Here is a 16,014-nt window from a genome sequence, read left to right on the forward strand (position 1 = left end):
GCAACCCCGAAAGTTGAGTAAATTATAATGAAACAATGACATATCGAAACGCTAGAAGACAAGGGATTTGTCGCTAGCTGAGTTGAAGAAACTTGACCAATCTCAGGCCAATTGATAGGAGTTCACTCTTCTTTATCGGATAGGGGGCGTGGCTCAGTTGGGAGAGCGCTGCCTTCGCAAGGCAGAGGCCGGGGGTTCGAATCCCCCCGTCTCCACCAGAATTTCAAGGGGCAGAGGAGCTATCTTCTCTGCCCTTTTTTGATGCACGCCCACACAAGCTGTTCCTGACATTTCCGTGTTTCTTGAATACCGATCCGACAAAACCGCCCATTACGATTCCGTAGGCAAAGCAATCAAGGCTCCATGAGCTTCCAAGCCGACACCAATCCGCATCGCCGCTCCTTTCCACGAGGAATGGTCCAGCCGGAGCAAGGCTTTCGTTTTTCCATCGACGCCCTTTTGCTGGCCTGTTTCGCGGCTGGTCGCCAACATCGGAACGTCATTGATCTGGGGACCGGATGCGGCGTGATCAGCCTGGGCCTGCTTCTTATTGGCCAGAAAGATCGTTCCACCGGGGAGTCGTTTCATATCCTCGGGGTGGACAACAACCCGGAGATGGTCGCCTCGGCCCAAGCCAACACCGAAAAACTCGATTTTCCGGCCCACTTCACCCCGGTGTTGGGCAATGTCGCGGCCACGAACGAAATACCGGGATTCCGCCCAGGCGGCTTTGACGCGGCGCTCTGCAATCCTCCGTATCGGCCGACCGGCCATGGACGCATGCCCTCCAACCCGGCAAAGCTATCCGCGATGTTTGAAACCGAAACGCGCACCGAGGCTTTCCTTGAAGCGGCGTCACGGGCTTTGACGACCAAGGGGCGGCTCTACCTGGTCCACCTGCCGGAACACCTCCCACGGCTCTTCAACCATCTCGCGGATGCCAAGCTTGCGCCGAAACGTCTGCGTCTGGTCCATCCCCACCAAGACAAACCGGCTTCCTTGCTTTTGCTGGAAGCCAGAAAAGGAGGCAAGCCCGGTTTGACCGTCGAGCCCCCCTTGATTTTGTATCGGCGTGAATGCTCTCCCGCTGGAGACGTTGTCCATCAAACCACCGACGATGCGTTGGCGTTTTGCCCTTTCTTGCTCTGCAACAGCTCTCGTCCGGCTCAATAGCCGTCAGATGTTCCGTGATCTCGGCACCCTTTATTTTACTGGATGCAAATGCTCTCTCGCCCAGTACAGCAAGTCGAATTGCTTTTTCAATTTTTCCAATAAGGCGTCCAGGACGTTCTTTTCCAGATCTTGAATCCGAACATACACCTGCCGATAACCTTCTTCCTCCTGCTGGCCGTAGGAGGTCAGGATGCTGATGATCCGGGCTTGCTCGTGACGCAAAACTTCAAGCACTTCCTTGAGACTGCCCTCGGTGTTGGGAAGCTTGAAGGCCAGTAGAACGCCGCCGAAATGCGCACCGGTTATGGCGATCAGTACTTTGAAAATGTCACTCTCCGTGATGATCCCGGCAATCTTGCCCTGAGCGTCGACCACGGGCAGGCCGCCGACCCGCTTTTCCATCATGACCAGGGCCGCTCGTTCGATGGTGTCCTCCGGCAAGACGGTGAAGGGCTTTTTGGTCATGATATCTTTGACCTTGATCTCCGAAAGGAGATAGTAGAGCTCGTGGATGTCAAGGGTGGTGGCCTTGGATGGCGAGGCTTCCTTGATATCCCGGTCCGTGACGATGCCAAGCAATTTCTTGTCGGCATCCACCACGGGAAGGCGACGGATGCGCTTTTCCTTCATGATCTTGGAAACCTTCATCATGGAGACGTCCGGTTCCACGGAAATGACCTCCCTGGTCATCCAATCACTGATCAGCATTGATGGTTCCTCCTTGGAAGATGAGACATTGACAGCCGTTGAAAAACTCCAAATTGCTGCGTCGCAGCAAAAAATTCAAACTCTCACGCATCACAAATACGCTTCGACCTTGATTCGATTGCCAGGACGGCAAATCGAAAATGTGGCGAAGCCACAGCCCGTGAGGGCCGGACACAGGACGTGTCCGGTAGCTTTTTATGCTCCTTGTACTTGGGGTTTTTGAACGGACTGCCGACAAAAAAAACAACACTCAGTTATAGCCCGGATCGCCGGGTCGTCGTCGCGACGCGAACCGCTCGACGCGCCCGGCTCATGGCGAAAGACCGACATCAACCACATGAAACGACATATCAGTTCAGCCTGTGAAAGGAAACCATGAAAGCACTGTATTTGGACTGCCCCAGCGGGATCAGCGGCGATATGCTGCTCGCCGGCTTGATTGATCTTGGATTGGACATCGTTGCCCTGGAACGGCTTTTTCACCAGGCCGGAATGGATGTGGACCTGCGCACGGTGCAAGATGTTAGGTGCGGACTTGCCGGGAAACGATTGGAAGTACGGTCGAGTACCGCACAGCCTTTACGCCGTCTTCCGGAAATTCTGGAACTTTTGGACGGTTTGCCCCTGGTTCCGGATGTGGGCCGACGCACCAGGCGGGCCTTCGAGCGGCTGGCCGAGGTGGAAGCCAAGGTTCACGGCGTCGACCCGTCGGACATCCACTTTCATGAAGTCGGCGCCGTGGACACCGTGGTGGACGTGGTCGGGGCTTTCTGGGGGCTCCACGAGTTGGGAATAAACACCGTGCATGCCGGACCGCTGCCCTGGTTTCGAGGCCAGGTGCGCTGTGCCCACGGTCTCCTGCCTTTGCCCGCCCCGGCGGTGGTGGAACTGCTCCACGGCAAACCCGTTTTCAGCACGGACCACGCAGTGGAATTGATCACCCCCACCGGGGCCCTGCTCGTGGACCAATTGGCGGACGAATTTCGTCCCGGACCTCAGGGCACGTTGCTGCAATGCGGCATCGGGCTCGGCACCATGGACTTGCCCGCCCAGCCCAACGCTTTGCGCTGCCTGCTCTACTCCCCTTCCCTTTCAGGCAATGAGAAAGGATTGCCGAACGCGGGATTGGAGCGCACGGAAGAGATCGTCCAGTTCTCCACGAACATCGACCATCTGACCGGAGAGGAATTGGGGGGCTGTTTCGAGGCGTTGTTCCAGGCCGGGGCGCTGGATGTTCTGTTTCTTCCGGGAATGATGAAGAAAAACCGTCCGGGCGGTCAGCTTCAGGTGCTCTGCCGACCAGAACACGCAGCCGCCGTGCAGCAGGCCGTTTTTCGGCAGACACTAACCCTGGGCGTACGTCGCCAACGCATGGAACGAGTCGTCCTGCCCCGACGGGAGACCGTGGCCGAGACGTCCCTGGGCGAGTTGCCGATTAAACAAGCGGAAATAGAAGGCCGGCGATACGAACGTCCGGAATTCGAGGCTCTCCAGGAACTGGCCCAGCGGACGGGACGATCCGTGGCCCAGTTGCGCTACCTGCTGGAGCCGTGCAACGCCCCGGATCAGCAATGCGCGAAAAAAACTCTTGAAGTAAAAGACGGCCGGAATGAAGGCGACGAACGAGGGGAGTAAGATTATTTTCCGGATTGCGACGGCTTCGGCTGCAACGGATAGCGGCCGCAGGTAAAGCGCTCCCCTTCGGGACAGTACCCCAGGCCGACGCAACGTGCCCCGGCGTGCTGGAACACGACCGGCAACTGCTCTTGGCAAATAACCAGCATTTCCTTGGCCATGGCCCGAATTTCCCACTGAGCGCGCTCGCAGCAGCGCAGGGCGAAGAAGTGCAGCAGGCTGCGGCAGTTCATGGTCAGGATGATCTTGCTCTCCGCGGCCTGGGGCAGAACGAACCGGGCATCCTCGTTGGCCTTGGCCCCCTTGCGACCATGGGCCTGGAGCAGTTCCCGCAAGCGCCCGTAGGTCTGGGCGGTCCGGGCCATGAATTCCTCGAACAGTTCCCTGGCTTCCGGAATCTTGGCGATCTGGGGCGGCAGCACGTACTCAAACCCGCTCTCGTTCACGTAGCGCTGGCTTTGCTGGGAATAGGAGGCCAGCCGATGACGCACCAGTTGATGCGTCAAGGCCCGGGAAACCCCTTCCACGGCAAAGGTGAAGCTGACGTGCTCCACCGGGCTGTGATGGCCGGACTCCATCACGTCCGCGACGAAACGGGCCTGCTCCGCCGGGTCCACCTCCCCTCCCACCAGCCTCGGCCAGAGATCGCCCACGTATCCAGGGCTGTAACACTGCCGAAACGCGGCGTAGATCACGGACAAAGCGTCGGGAGTCATGGCCAGAAGGCGAACATTGAGTCGGGCTTGAGACATGAATTTCCTTTATTCAAAATCCAGCGTTCCCTGCTCCCGAGCGGCGAAGGCTTGAGGGACGCGTTCCTTGAGGTGGGCGAAGGCTTGGGCCGTGGCTACGCGGCCGCGGGCCGTGCGTTTGATGAACCCGCATTGGATCAGGTACGGCTCGTAGATGTCCTCGATGGTCCGAACCTCTTCGGAGCAGGCCACGGCCAGGGTCTTGACCCCCACCGGACCGCCCTGGAACTGCTTGATCAGAGCGCTGAGAATGCGCCGGTCCATCTGATCCAGGCCGTGGGCGTCCACGTCCATCCGGCCCAGGGCCTCCTGGGCCAGTCGAGCGTCGATTTGTATGCCGCCCTGCACCGAGGCGAAATCCCAAACCCGGCGCAACAGGCGGTTCGCGATCCGCGGCGTGCCTCGGGCGCGACGGCCGATCTCCAATGCGCCGTCGTCGGTGATCGTCGCGGACAGCAGGGCCGCGGCCCGCCGGATGATGGTCGCCAACTCCGCCTCGTTGTAAAAATTCAGCCGGGAAATCACGCCGAAGCGATCCCGCAGCGGAGAGGTCAGCAGGCCGAGGCGGGTCGTGGCCCCGACCAGGGTGAAGGGTTCCAGATCGATCTTCACGGTACGCGCGCCCGGCCCCTGACCGATGATCAGATCCAGCTTGAAATCCTCCATGGCCGGATAGAGAATCTCCTCCACGCTGGCCGGCATCCGGTGAATTTCATCGATGAACAGCAGATCCTGACGCCCCAGGTTGGTTACGATGGCGGCCAAGTCTCCACTGCGCTCCAGAACCGGACCGGATGTGGTCACGAGATTCACGCCCAGCTCGTTGGCCATGATCTGGGCCAGGGTGGTCTTACCCAGCCCTGGAGGACCGTAAAACAAGGTATGGTCCAAGGCTTGGCCGCGATCACGGGCCGCTTGCAGAAAAACCCGCAGATTGGCCCGCAGATCATCCTGACCAATAAAGTCATCCAGTCGCTTTGGACGGATGGTCTCTTCCACGGGCAATGTTTGGGACAACGCTTGAGCCTGGGTCATAGAGCTTCTTTGCGCGCCTGCCGCGCCTCTCCATAGTCGCCCCGAAACCATCGCAAACCGGTCCGGGAGCCGTCACCGTTGTGTCGGGTTGATCTCGAATTCATTTTTTGGACGCCATTCCCTTCAGCACAACCCGAATCACCTCGCCGGGAGCCAAGTCTGGTTCGTCCCGCAAGGCCGCGTCCACCAGCGGCGCGATCTCGGCCTCGGAGTACCCGAGGTTGACCAGCCCGGCCAAGATGTCGCCCCGGACCCAGGATGGGCCGGAGGCCGCTTCGGCTTGGCGCGGGGCCGCGGGCAGGATCTTCAGTTTGTCTTGCAGCTCCAAAAGGATGCGCTGGGCGGTTTTCTGGCCGATCCCCGGCACCTTGGCCAGAGAGTAGCCGTCCTGCTTGGCCACGGTTTCCCGCAAGGAGGACAGATCGAAGTGGGAAAGAATCGCCAGGGCGGTTTTCGGACCCAGCTTGGAAATGCTCAGCATGACCTCAAAGGCGGCCCGCTCTTCCCAGGTCGCGAAGCCGTACAGTTCCAAGGCGTCCTCACGGACCAGCGTATAGACGAAATAGGCGGCCTCGTCTCCGGGGGCGGGGAGATTCTGTATTTCCCGCACCGGCAAAACCAGGGCGTACCCCACCCCTCCGGAGGTGACCAAAATGCAGCCCTTGGGAGTTTTTTGCAGAATCCGGCCTTGCAGGTATCCGATCACGCGTACCTCGAACGGGTGAGAAGAGGGGAAGCTCGGCGAGGAAATCGCCAAAAAAGGCAGCAACCTTGTTTTTGTTCAACGACCAAGCGAGCATGCTCCGGATACCCGCCTTCGCTGGGATGACGGGTTTGGCGTTCAGCCATGATTCCGGCTCCCATCGGCCAGACGCAAAAAGCGTTGCTGGTTGACGTGACAGATAGCCACGGCCAGGGCGTCGCTGGCGTCCACGGCCCAGTCCGGTTTGGACACTCCTAAAAGCCGCGCCACCATGAAGGCCACCTGGGATTTTTCCGCCCGGCCCACGCCCACGATGCTCTTCTTGATCATGGTCGGCTCGTAGCTGAACACCGGAACCCGTCCCTGGGCGCAGGCGGCGATGGCCACGCCCCGTGCCTGACCGAGCTTCAGCGCGGAAGAGGGGTTGCGGGCCTGAAACACGTTTTCAATGGCGCTGTCGGCGGGCCGGTGCTGGGAAATGATTTCCACGAGTCGAAAAAAAATCTGGCCAAGTCGGACGTCCATTTCGGCATCCGTGGTGGTTCGGATGGTCCCGGCGTCGATCAGGGACAGGCGGCCGGAAACCTCGTTGATCAGCCCGTATCCGGTGATTCGCGAACCGGGGTCGATCCCCAGGACGATCAACCCTTTCTCCCTGACCCAGGTACGAGCATTGGCACGGGAGCCGCCCCCGGACGATTACTCATCCTGCATCAATTCTTCCGGAAAGTCGCAGTTGACGTACACGTTCTGGACGTCGTCATAGTCTTCCAGGGCATCCATCAACCGGACAATCTTGCGCCCTGTCTCCACGTCCACCGGAACCAGATTCTGGGGAACCATGGTCACTTCCTCGCTGAGCGGGGTCAGTCCGGCCGCGGCGAAAGCCTCCTGCACGGCCAGGAAATGCTCCTGAGACGTGCTGACCTCCCAGACGTCGCCCTCTTCGCGGATATCCTCCACCCCGGCTTCCAAGCCGATCTCCAGGAGTTGCTCGTCGGTATGGTCGGCCCGGTTGAAAGTGAATAGGCCCTTCTTGTCGAACATCCAGCCCACGCAGCCGGATTCGCCCAGGTTCCCGCCGTTCTTGGAAAAGATATGTCGAACGTCCGCCACGGTCCGGTTGCGGTTGTCCGTGGCCGCGTCCACGAGAATGGCCACCCCGCCCGGCCCGTAGCCCTCATAGGTAATCTCGTCCAGGGCCTCGCCGCCCAGTTCGCCGGTCCCTTTTTTCATGGCCGTGTCGATCTTGTCCTTGGGCAGATTCACGGCCTTGGCCGCGGCGATGGCCGTGCGCAACCGGGCGTTGATGTCCGGGTCTCCGCCGCCCTGCCTGGCCGCGAGCATGATTTCCTTGGTCACCTTGGTGAAGACCTTGCCCCGTTTTTTGTCCTGAACGGATTTACGGGCCTGGATGTTTTTCCACTTGCTGTGTCCTGCCATAGAGTATCCTTGATTACCGATTGAGTTGTGATGGTATTTCGAAAAATTTCTTGATCTGTCGGAAGGATGGACAAATTTTGAGCACGAAACGGCACCAAACCGACCGTAGTTTCGTTTCGCTGTCTACCTATTTCTTCCCGGTGGCGATGTAGAACATTTCCTTGCTTTCCGCCCGGGAACTTTTGGGTTTGAAGCCTTGCACCCGCGAAAAGACGGTCCGCATTTCATCCAACAATTGCTTGGCTTCCTGGGCTTCGAAGAACTTGACCACAAACGAGCCGCCCTTTATCAGGCAGGCTTTGCACAGTGCAAGGGCCTGGCTGGCTAGGTCCAGGGAGCGGGCCTGGTCCGCGAACTTGACGCCCGTGGTGCGGGGGGCCATGTCGCTGAGCACTACGTCGAACGGGGCTGTTTCCAGGATCAGGCGATAGCCGTCCCCGGACTCGTCGAAAACGTCGCCCTGCATGAACAGCGCTTGTTCGGGGAGCTCGATGGTCAACGGATTCAGATCCAGGGCCAGCAAACGGCCCGAGGGGCCGACTTTCCCGGCGGCGTACAGCGACCACGACCCCGGCGACGCGCCCAGATCCAGCACCTTGAGACCGGGACGCAGCAGCTTGAACCGCTTGTCCGCTTCCTTGAGCTTGTACACTGAACGGGCTGGATAGTTGTCCTGCTTGGCCCGTTGAAAATAATGATCCCGATACGTTTTCATCCTGCCCACCTCTGTTTCCGCCGGGCAGTTTACCTTAAACCCGCTCCGGAGCCAAGCGCCCCAATGACCGGCAAACCGACGGAAGCCCGAAAAATACGCCCTCAACGCGTTCAGGTTCTGGACCACTTCGGACGCCGCAAATCCCTTCCCGGAGATCCAAAACAGTATCGGATACTCTACGCTGGAGACGAGGCCGCGAACTCCGGCGTTCTCCTGCTGGGCATCGGGCCGGATCCGGACGTTGTCGTGGACCTGCTTCGAGATCAAGGCGACGTGGCCTACCTGGAGTGCCCGGAGCTGCAACGCCAAGTGCAACACCAGACGCCCTCCGGTCGCCGTGCCGCCCTACCCGCCCGGTGGCGGCCCCTCACCCCCCAAGACCTGGACGATCCGGACCTGATCGCCAGGACCATCCTGTTCTACGGGCCGGGCCTGACCCTTTTTCCGGATTTCTGGTCCCCGGTACTGGCCCGGATCGCCCTGCGACGCCTTCCGCCTCCAACCGCCCAGGACGAAAACGTTGTCTGGTTGCCCGTTTCCGAGCACAGGCTGTTGGCCCGCGAACTGACCCGAGCCTTCACCTCCCAGGGGTTGGTCGTGCGATCGGTTCCGGAATCCATGCCGCCTCGAGAAGTCCTGGAACGATTGCGGGAACAGCGACCGGACCTGTTCTTCAGCGTCAATTTCCAGGGCTTGGACCCTCTGGGCCAAAGCCACGAAATGCTTCGACAAGCCGGGGCTCAAATCTGCGTCTGGTGCGTGGACAACCCGTTTCACCTGTTAACCGGGTTACGCTCGACCTATTGGAAACAGTGCCGGTTGTTCGTCACGGACGACTGGTTCATTTCCCCTCTGACGGATCACGGCGCAACCCAGGTTTTTCATTTGCCCCTGGCCGCGGCCCAACATTTTCTGAATCCGGCCCCCCCTCCAGCCCCAAAGGGGGACTGGTCCGAACTTCGACAAAGGGTCGTGTTCGTCGGACGCTCGGCCTTTCCGGGAAAAGAGCGCTTTTTCGCCGGTTGCGCGGTTCCGGAAAATCTGGAGCCAAGGGCCGCGGCCTTCATGGCCCAGGGCGGGCGCCCTGACTTTTCCTGGTGGTGGGAACAATTGCGCTTCCCGCCCCTATGGCCCGGACAAGGGGCGCGCAAGGTGGGATTCGCCGCCGAAGAATTCAACCGCCGTCGCCGCACGGCTTATCTTCAGGCAGCGGGCCGGGATGGAAATCTGACCGTTTTCGGAGACACGGGCTGGAACGACCTGCTTGATAAAGGGAGCGACGTCCGTCCGGAAGTGGACTACTACGGCCCCCTGGCCCAAATCTATCGCCAAGCCAGCGTCACCCTGAACCTGACCAGCCTGCTCCTGCCCCACGGGCTGACCCAGCGCAATTTCGACGTCTGGGCCGCGGGAGGCTTCCTGCTCACGGATCACACCCCCGGCTTGGAGATCTTTGACCCGGAACTGACCCAGGAAGTTGCTTTCACAACTCCGGCGTCACTAAACGCTCTCATACAGAGGCTGGACAAGGACTCATCCCTTGTCAACGACCTCGGAAGCGCGTGGCGCGACCACATCCAGAAAAAACACCTCTATGCCCAACGGATCGTCACGGTGCTGGAAGCCGCCACAAGCCGCGAAGCTCGGGCGTTCCTTCCGTCATGACACTTTGGACGTCGCCTTTTTCGCCACCAGTTGGCTGCGTCGCTGCCGGGCCAGCTCGCGCATATCCACGACCTGGTCGGTCTCATCCACGATTTCGCTGCCCAGGATCTCCTCCAGCACGTCTTCCAGGGTCACCAGTCCAGCCAGGCCTCCGTATTCATCCAAAACGATGAACAGGTGCATCCGGGACTCCAGAAAGCGCACCAGCAGCTTGTCCAGGGTAATGGATTCCAAAACGAACTGAACCGGCTTCATCATCCTGCCCAGCACCAGATCGTCCTGGTCGTTGGCCAGGGCTTCCAGTAATTCACGCCGATACACGATTCCCACGATATCTTCCTGGTCCTCGTCCTCGTAGACCGGAATGCGACTGTGCGGCCACACTGTCTTCAACGTTCTGGCCTGGCCCACGCTCAGTTCGGCCGGAAAGGAGAAGATCACCGTGCGCGGAGTCATGATGTCCTTGACCATCTTGGTGTCCAGGGTCAGGATGTTGCGGATGGACATTTCCTCATAGGGCTTGATCGCGCCGGCCCTGCGGGTCAGACTGATCACGGCCCGCAGGTCGTCTTCCGTGGCGTCCGGGCCAACCTTTTTGCGCCCGATCAACAGAGTCACCCGGTCCATCAGCCAGATCACCGGGCTGAACAGCACCACCAGAAAACACAGGGGTTGGGCCAGGAAACCGGCAATTTGCCGATTGTACATCACGCCTATGGTTTTAGGCAGAATCTCGGCGAAGACCAGGATGATCATCGTGAAGACGGCGGAAAAATAGATCAGGCTCTCCGTGCCGAAGAGCGCGGCGGCGAAAGCCCCGGCAACAGCCGCCCCGGCCGTATTGGCCACGGTGTTCAGGGTCAGGATCGCGGCGATGGGCCGCTCGACATTATTCCGGAGGTCAAAGAGCAGCATGCCGCTCTTTTTTCCGCTCTTGCGCATCTGCTCCAGATGGCTCCAGGGAACGGAATAGAGCACGGCCTCGGACAACGAGCACAGCCCGGAAACCAAGGTCGCCAGACCGACCACCAACAGCAACTCGAACATCACGCCATCCTGACGGGAGCGGAGTGCAAAACACCGTTTTACGTCTCGCTCGTTGAAGATTGACGGTTGATCGTTGATGGGTGATCAACGAAACATCCGCATTCCAATAGGGCTTTGGCACACGTTCACGAATAACGCGCCAAGCCCGACGCACCGAAACCAAAGAACCGAAAATCCATGCACGAACAAATCCACAACATCCTTCTGGACCGCGACGGCACGGTCATCGAAGAGCGTCACTATCTGGCCGATCCGAACGGCGTCCAACTCATTCCCGGAGCCGGTCCGGTCCTGCGCGCCCTGATGGACTCCGGGCGACGCCTTTTTCTGGTCACCAACCAATCCGGCATCGGACGCGGCTATTTTTCCCTTGCCCAATATGAGGCCGTACAGGGGCGCTTGCTCCAACTGCTGGGCGAGGAGGGCGTGGAACTCGCGGCTACCGTGATGTGCCCCCACGCGCCGGACGACGGCTGCTCCTGCCGCAAGCCCCTGCCCGGCCTGTGGGAGGAGCTGCAGGCCGCGTACGGTCTCGACCCGGCCCGGAGCATCATGATCGGCGACAAGGTGGCGGACATTCGCTTCGCCCGTTCCTCGGGCCTGGCATTAGCGGCCCTGGTGCTCACGGGGCATGGTCGACAAACGGCCTTAAACCTGGGCCTGCCGAATCCGCTCGCAAAGGCCGTGGCCCTGCACCCGCTGACAACTCCCGACCATCCGGACATTCTGGCACCGGACTTGGGCGCCGTGGCGGATCTGCTTCTGAAAACCTGACGCTTCTTGATGCCAAGCCCTACAACGCCGTATCCAGCATGTCAGCTATGGAATAGAGCTTGCCGGGCTGTTGACCGGACAGCCACTTGGCGGCCCTGAGCGCGCCCTGGGCGAAGGTTTCCCGGGAATGGGCGCGGTGTGTGATTTCGATCCGCTCCCCGGGTCCCAGGAAATAGACCGTGTGATCCCCGACCACGTCCCCGCCGCGCAAGGTCTGCACGCCGATCTCCTCGGCCGGACGAGCACCGATGATGCCCTCCCGGCAGCACTGCTTGACCGTGTCGTACTCCCAGCCTTTGGCCTCGGCCAGACACTGGGCCAGCTTGACCGCGGTGCCGCTGGGCGCGTCCTTCTTGGCCTTGTGATGGATTTCCATCAGCTCCAGGTCATAGGCCGGACCCAGCAAGGCCACGAGCTGAGGCAGGACGCGCAGCAGCACGTTCACGCCCACGCTCATGTTCGGGGCCCAGAGCACCGGCGCTGCCTTGGCCGCCTCGCGCAGTTCCTCGGTCTGCTCCCGGGTCATGCCCGTGGTCCCGATCACGGCCCGATGCCCGGTCCTGGCCACGGTCTTGGCCGTGACCACCGAGGCTTCCGGCGCGGTAAAGTCGATGACCACCGCGTCGCCAAGCCCGTCCAGCACCTGCTCCAGGCTGTCCCCATGCACGCAACCGTGCGCCTCCAATCCCTGCTCATGTCCCGGACGTTCCACCACGCCGGCCAGAGTCAGTTCCGAATCCTCCCGCGCCAACCGCGCCAACGTCGCGCCCATCCTGCCGTTGGCTCCCATAATCACAACGGAACATGCACCCATGGTCGTCTCCTGTTTGTCTGTTTCGATAATGCTCAGCCTGGGTTGCGCAATCGCATATGAATCAGCGCTACCCGGCTATCACTCTTATCACTCCGCTCCTCCACGGCATAGGGCTGAAACCCCAGCCGAGGATACAGCAGTAGTCCGGCTACGTTGCGGTTGAAGCACGACACCGTCACCTCGGCTGCCCTGTATTTCGTGAAAGCAAGGTCGATCATTCGCTCAACGAGGTACCGACCCACGCCTTTTCCTCGCGCCGTCGGGGAGACGATGACATTGCCGATGGAACAGCATCCTTGCGTTTCCCAGCGATAAAAATTGGCGAACGCGACGACGTTCTCATCATCCTCCACCACCGTGGAGTCCGAGCGTCGCCGGACGGCCTCCAGCAGTTGAGGCGGCGTCAGCGGATACGTGGCCTTGGGATACGCGAAGAACAGCTCATCCTCGTTGCGCGGAAACGCGCAAATAGCGTGAAAGTCGCTTTCGGCCACGGGGCGGTGATTCAGGATCATGGTGTGACGACATTCCCAAAGGAGGACGGTTCCAGGCCCGAACGGCGTGCAATCATCGTCGTCCGGCGTGCCAGTCCCAGGCCGTTTGAACGATGTCCCGCAATTGAGGAAGGCTCGGTTCCCACCCCAGAACGGCCCGGGCCTTGTCCGCAACGGCCACCAGGGCCGGAGGGTCTCCGGCCCGCCGGGGGGCGTCCAGGGTCGGTACATCTCGTCCGCCCACTTCCCGGACCATGTCCACGACCTGACGCACGCTGTGCCCCGAGCCGGTTCCCAGATTGAACGCCTCGCTGCGATCCTCGTCCAGCAGAAATCGCAATGCGGCCACATGGGCCCGGGCCAGGTCGGCGACATGGATATAATCCCGGATCGCCGTCCCGTCCGGGGTCGGATAATCCCGGCCAAAAACGGACAACGGCCCGCGCTTGCCCAGGGCCGCGAGCACCGCCAGCGGGATCAGATGGGTCTCCGGATCGTGCTCCTCGCCCAGTTCCCCGTCCGGATCGGCCCCTGCAGCGTTGAAGTAGCGCAGGGCCACGTGACGCAGACCATAGGCCGCGTCGAAGTCCCGGAGCATTTGTTCGATCATCAGCTTGCTCCAGCCATAGGGGTTGACCGGATGCTGGGGATGGGCTTCGGGGATGGGAATCTTCAGCGGCTCGCCGTAGGTGGCGCAGGTACTGGAAAAGACGATCCGCCGACAGCCGTGCCGGAGCATGCCCTCCAGCAAGCTGAGCGACCCGGCGACGTTGTTGCGGTAATATTTTTGGGGATCGGCCACGGACTCGCCCACATAGGCATAGGCCGCGAAGTGGATCACCGCCTTGGGGGCATGGGCCGCGAACAATGCATCCAGCGCGGCCCGGTCCAGGATGTCCCCCTTGACCAGCTCTCCCCAGCGTACGGCCCACTCATGGCCGTAAACCAAGTTGTCCAAAGTCACCGGTCGAAACCCGGCCACTGCCAGAGCCTTGCAGGTCTGGCTGCCGATATACCCGGCTCCGCCGGTCACCAAAATGGTGTCGCTCATCTTATTTCTCCATATTTGAGTATCGTATGGATGTTTTCCAATCGAAATCGCCATGGTTCCCGACAAGTTCCTCGACTCTAGTGGCCATCAGGATCAAATTGCCCCTACTTCCCTTCTCTGGTCACTTGCGTCCCCCGCTGTTGCCAACTACAAAAAGATGCTCGTGCGAGGCGGCACGTCACCACTTTTTTCTTATTTCCTTCACCAATGCAACACCATCCGACCCCACCCACCGAATTTCTTGCTCAAAGCGTCCGCATCAAGGGCGTTTTTTCGACCACCTCCCGCATAACCGTGGGTTTTGGGCACACCAAAAAGAAAATCAGTCAAAACGTTCTCGTCTTTGCCGTTGAGGAAGAAGACGGCACGATTTCCATCCAAGCCCTGAACGCCCATTTCGTTCCCACGGGAACGGCCAAGGTGATCACTCGGGAGAATCTGCTCAAAAATTACCTACCCGAGCCGGACGTCTACCTTTCCAAGGTCTTCCCCTTGATGCGCGCCGTGGAAAAGTCCGTGGCCCGCGGCGAACGGCATCTGCGCAACAACGAAACCTTCAGCGCGGAAATGGAGTTCAAGACCGCCCTGCGCATCGACGAGGAAAACATCCGGGCCACGTTTGGACTCGGCCTGTCCTATCTGGCCCGAGGCGACACCCAGCGAGGGGCCATCGTCTTTCGTCGTCTGGTTCGCCTGGACGCGGCCTTTGAGCCGCGGCACAAGCACATGTTCAACCAGTTCGGTATCTCCCTGCGTAAGAACCAAATGTATCCCCAGGCTTTGAAGTACTACGTCAAAGCGAGCATCATCAGCGGCGAGGATGAAAACCTGATCTTCAATATGGCTCGCACGTTTCTTGAAAAAGATCGCCCGACCTTGGCCTTGAAATTCGTCGACAAGGCCCTGGCCATGAATCCCCACTTGGTCGAAGCCCGGAAATTCAAGACGTTTCTGGAAAAACGCCTCGGCTCATCCTCTTCAAAAGCTTCAAACGCCTCCCAACCTACAAAAACCTACAATTTTCTATGACGCAGACACCCGCGACGAAACCAAATCCCATTTTCTTCGGCCAGTACCTGCTCCAGGCAGGGATCATCACCGAGGCCCAACTCCAAGAAGCCCTGGCCTTGCAGGAACGGCACAACCAATTGCTTGGCGAGCTGGCCCTTTCCCGAGGTTACCTGAGTGAAGATCAGATCCGGGAAACGACCAGGGAGCAAAAGCTCTTGGACTTGCCCTTCGGCGTGATCGCTCTGCGAAAAAATTTCCTGACCCCGCAACAACTGGACGATCTCCTTTTTTCTCAGATCGTGGCCACCACCCTTATCGGTGAGGCATTAGTCGAACTGGGCCATCTGCCTGCTTCCGACCTGGGGCGATTGCTGAAAGAGTATAACTTCCACGAGGAAAGCCGCCAACGCGGAATCGAGGCGCGGTTGCGTTCACTGCCCCAATCTTCGCTGGTCGTCGCCGGGATCGAGGCCCTGCACCGAACTTTTCTGCGCTTCGCCCACTCTCCCACGACTATCGCGGTCCTTGACGGGCCGCCTTTAACCGATCTCTCCTGGTCATTTCTGGTCTGGCTGGAAACCATCGACGGAACCCGGGTCGCCATGGCCACCAGCCTCAGCGAACGTAACGCCCTGAAAATCGCCGCGAAACTAGCGGTCTCCGAAGCGGATGTTCATTGTGATCTGCGCTGTCAGGGTCGAAACAGACTCTTTTTCACCATCGTCAAACGCTACTTCGTTCATCTGTTGAAAAAACAAGGCATCCAGATAGCCCAAGCCGGGATGCGTAAGGGCGACGTCGCCGCTTCCCCACACTTGTCCTCGACCCTCCCCCCGGAAAACCGACAGGACGTCAGAGTCCAACTGGTCTCTCCCGTAGGCCACATCGAAGCACGATTCCTCCTCTCCGACAGGAAGCAACCGGTTGCCGACGCAGAGACCTGAGATCAACCGCCGAACTCCATGCGCTGCCCTCACATCCGGCCTTCGGGTCA

Annotated in this window: 17 protein-coding genes and 1 tRNA gene; 7 read left to right on the top strand and 11 right to left on the bottom strand. The window is 60.0% G+C overall.

What is annotated here, in order from left to right:
* The first annotated feature begins 142 nt into the window (after positions 1–142).
* Together GY33_RS0116575 and GY33_RS0116580 are read left to right on the top strand one after the other, a co-directional pair.
* Positions 143–218, top strand: a tRNA-Ala gene (locus GY33_RS0116575).
* 145 nt (positions 219–363) lie between these two features.
* The gene (locus tag GY33_RS0116580) at positions 364–1,173 is read left to right on the top strand and encodes a tRNA1(Val) (adenine(37)-N6)-methyltransferase (RefSeq protein ID WP_031388399.1); all 810 of its coding nucleotides are present in this window, start codon (positions 364–366) and stop codon (positions 1,171–1,173) included.
* A gap of 30 nt (positions 1,174–1,203) precedes the next feature.
* Here GY33_RS0116580 and GY33_RS0116585 read toward each other — a convergent pair whose 3' ends face one another.
* Positions 1,204–1,881 (bottom strand): CBS and ACT domain-containing protein, encoded by a 678-nt coding sequence (locus tag GY33_RS0116585; protein WP_031388400.1) that lies wholly within the window; start codon positions 1,879–1,881, stop codon positions 1,204–1,206.
* A gap of 375 nt (positions 1,882–2,256) precedes the next feature.
* Here GY33_RS0116585 and larC point away from each other — a divergent pair, with 375 nt between their 5' ends.
* Positions 2,257–3,516, top strand: coding sequence for a nickel pincer cofactor biosynthesis protein LarC (gene larC / locus GY33_RS0116595; RefSeq protein ID WP_084185280.1), 1,260 nt, complete (start codon positions 2,257–2,259; stop codon positions 3,514–3,516).
* A gap of 2 nt (positions 3,517–3,518) precedes the next feature.
* On the opposite strand, the gene thyX is transcribed toward larC, so the two are convergent.
* The 6 genes from thyX to GY33_RS0116625 all read right to left on the bottom strand — a co-directional run bounded on the left by thyX (position 3,519) and on the right by GY33_RS0116625 (position 8,164).
* Complete coding sequence (gene thyX, locus GY33_RS0116600) at positions 3,519–4,268, bottom strand: FAD-dependent thymidylate synthase (protein ID WP_031388403.1); 750 nt, start codon at positions 4,266–4,268, stop codon at positions 3,519–3,521.
* A 9-nt stretch (positions 4,269–4,277) separates the two neighbouring features.
* Positions 4,278–5,303 (bottom strand): Holliday junction branch migration DNA helicase RuvB, encoded by a 1,026-nt coding sequence (ruvB, locus tag GY33_RS0116605; RefSeq protein WP_167333143.1) that lies wholly within the window; start codon positions 5,301–5,303, stop codon positions 4,278–4,280.
* A gap of 100 nt (positions 5,304–5,403) precedes the next feature.
* Positions 5,404–6,009 (bottom strand): Holliday junction branch migration protein RuvA, encoded by a 606-nt coding sequence (ruvA, locus tag GY33_RS0116610; RefSeq protein WP_031388405.1) that lies wholly within the window; start codon positions 6,007–6,009, stop codon positions 5,404–5,406.
* A gap of 135 nt (positions 6,010–6,144) precedes the next feature.
* Positions 6,145–6,651, bottom strand: a complete 507-nt coding sequence (gene ruvC / locus GY33_RS0116615; protein ID WP_031388406.1) for a crossover junction endodeoxyribonuclease RuvC — start codon at positions 6,649–6,651, stop codon at positions 6,145–6,147.
* A gap of 54 nt (positions 6,652–6,705) precedes the next feature.
* The gene (locus GY33_RS0116620; RefSeq protein ID WP_031388407.1) at positions 6,706–7,449 is read right to left on the bottom strand and encodes a YebC/PmpR family DNA-binding transcriptional regulator; all 744 of its coding nucleotides are present in this window, start codon (positions 7,447–7,449) and stop codon (positions 6,706–6,708) included.
* A gap of 127 nt (positions 7,450–7,576) precedes the next feature.
* Positions 7,577–8,164, bottom strand: coding sequence for an RlmE family RNA methyltransferase (locus tag GY33_RS0116625; protein WP_031388408.1), 588 nt, complete (start codon positions 8,162–8,164; stop codon positions 7,577–7,579).
* Positions 8,165–8,227: 63 nt separating this feature from the next.
* On the opposite strand from GY33_RS0116625, the gene GY33_RS0116630 reads away from it, so the two are divergent.
* Positions 8,228–9,829 (top strand): glycosyltransferase family protein, encoded by a 1,602-nt coding sequence (locus GY33_RS0116630; protein WP_035272551.1) that lies wholly within the window; start codon positions 8,228–8,230, stop codon positions 9,827–9,829.
* Here the strand turns inward: GY33_RS0116630 and GY33_RS0116635 are convergent.
* A complete protein-coding gene (locus GY33_RS0116635) occupies positions 9,824–10,876 on the bottom strand; it encodes a hemolysin family protein (protein ID WP_031388410.1) in 1,053 nt (350 codons plus the stop codon). The two genes, GY33_RS0116630 and GY33_RS0116635, sit on opposite strands and share 6 nt — an antisense overlap.
* 177 nt (positions 10,877–11,053) lie before the next feature.
* Here GY33_RS0116635 and GY33_RS0116640 point away from each other — a divergent pair, with 177 nt between their 5' ends.
* A complete protein-coding gene (locus GY33_RS0116640; RefSeq protein ID WP_031388411.1) occupies positions 11,054–11,650 on the top strand; it encodes a D-glycero-alpha-D-manno-heptose-1,7-bisphosphate 7-phosphatase in 597 nt (198 codons plus the stop codon).
* A gap of 19 nt (positions 11,651–11,669) precedes the next feature.
* Here GY33_RS0116640 and dapB read toward each other — a convergent pair whose 3' ends face one another.
* From dapB to galE, 3 genes are read right to left on the bottom strand one after another with little or no spacing between them, the layout of a single operon-like run.
* Positions 11,670–12,464 carry a 4-hydroxy-tetrahydrodipicolinate reductase gene (gene dapB / locus GY33_RS0116645; RefSeq protein WP_031388412.1) on the bottom strand — a complete coding sequence of 265 codons (795 nt, stop codon included), beginning with the start codon at positions 12,462–12,464 and terminating at the stop codon, positions 11,670–11,672.
* A gap of 32 nt (positions 12,465–12,496) precedes the next feature.
* A complete protein-coding gene (locus GY33_RS0116650) occupies positions 12,497–12,979 on the bottom strand; it encodes a GNAT family N-acetyltransferase (RefSeq protein ID WP_035272552.1) in 483 nt (160 codons plus the stop codon).
* 52 nt (positions 12,980–13,031) lie between these two features.
* Positions 13,032–14,009: a UDP-glucose 4-epimerase GalE gene (galE, locus tag GY33_RS0116655; protein WP_031388414.1), complete on the bottom strand. Its 978-nt coding sequence runs from the start codon at positions 14,007–14,009 to the stop codon at positions 13,032–13,034.
* Between the two features lie 207 nt (positions 14,010–14,216).
* Here galE and GY33_RS0116660 point away from each other — a divergent pair, with 207 nt between their 5' ends.
* Together GY33_RS0116660 and GY33_RS20050 are read left to right on the top strand one after the other, a co-directional pair.
* A complete protein-coding gene (locus GY33_RS0116660; protein WP_051822766.1) occupies positions 14,217–15,038 on the top strand; it encodes a tetratricopeptide repeat protein in 822 nt (273 codons plus the stop codon).
* Complete coding sequence (locus GY33_RS20050; RefSeq protein WP_031388416.1) at positions 15,035–15,964, top strand: hypothetical protein; 930 nt, start codon at positions 15,035–15,037, stop codon at positions 15,962–15,964. The genes GY33_RS0116660 and GY33_RS20050 overlap by 4 nt, the downstream gene beginning before the upstream one ends.
* Positions 15,965–16,014 lie beyond the last annotated feature (50 nt).

The organism is Desulfonatronum thiodismutans, assembly GCF_000717475.1.
In the GTDB taxonomy this organism is placed as follows: Bacteria; Desulfobacterota; Desulfovibrionia; order Desulfovibrionales; family Desulfonatronaceae; genus Desulfonatronum; species Desulfonatronum thiodismutans.

Coding starts and splice junctions, on each gene's coding strand:
- GY33_RS0116580 (WP_031388399.1), top strand. CDS start 364: ATGAGCTTCCAAGCCGACACCAATCCGCATCGCCGCTCCTTTCCACGA.
- GY33_RS0116585 (WP_031388400.1), bottom strand. CDS start 1,881: ATGCTGATCAGTGATTGGATGACCAGGGAGGTCATTTCCGTGGAACCG.
- larC (WP_084185280.1), top strand. CDS start 2,257: ATGAAAGCACTGTATTTGGACTGCCCCAGCGGGATCAGCGGCGATATG.
- thyX (WP_031388403.1), bottom strand. CDS start 4,268: ATGTCTCAAGCCCGACTCAATGTTCGCCTTCTGGCCATGACTCCCGAC.
- ruvB (WP_167333143.1), bottom strand. CDS start 5,303: ATGACCCAGGCTCAAGCGTTGTCCCAAACATTGCCCGTGGAAGAGACC.
- GY33_RS0116620 (WP_031388407.1), bottom strand. CDS start 7,449: ATGGCAGGACACAGCAAGTGGAAAAACATCCAGGCCCGTAAATCCGTT.
- GY33_RS0116625 (WP_031388408.1), bottom strand. CDS start 8,164: ATGAAAACGTATCGGGATCATTATTTTCAACGGGCCAAGCAGGACAAC.
- GY33_RS0116630 (WP_035272551.1), top strand. CDS start 8,228: ATGACCGGCAAACCGACGGAAGCCCGAAAAATACGCCCTCAACGCGTT.
- GY33_RS0116635 (WP_031388410.1), bottom strand. CDS start 10,876: ATGTTCGAGTTGCTGTTGGTGGTCGGTCTGGCGACCTTGGTTTCCGGG.
- GY33_RS0116640 (WP_031388411.1), top strand. CDS start 11,054: ATGCACGAACAAATCCACAACATCCTTCTGGACCGCGACGGCACGGTC.
- dapB (WP_031388412.1), bottom strand. CDS start 12,464: ATGGGTGCATGTTCCGTTGTGATTATGGGAGCCAACGGCAGGATGGGC.
- GY33_RS0116650 (WP_035272552.1), bottom strand. CDS start 12,979: ATGATCCTGAATCACCGCCCCGTGGCCGAAAGCGACTTTCACGCTATT.
- galE (WP_031388414.1), bottom strand. CDS start 14,009: ATGAGCGACACCATTTTGGTGACCGGCGGAGCCGGGTATATCGGCAGC.
- GY33_RS0116660 (WP_051822766.1), top strand. CDS start 14,217: ATGCAACACCATCCGACCCCACCCACCGAATTTCTTGCTCAAAGCGTC.
- GY33_RS20050 (WP_031388416.1), top strand. CDS start 15,035: ATGACGCAGACACCCGCGACGAAACCAAATCCCATTTTCTTCGGCCAG.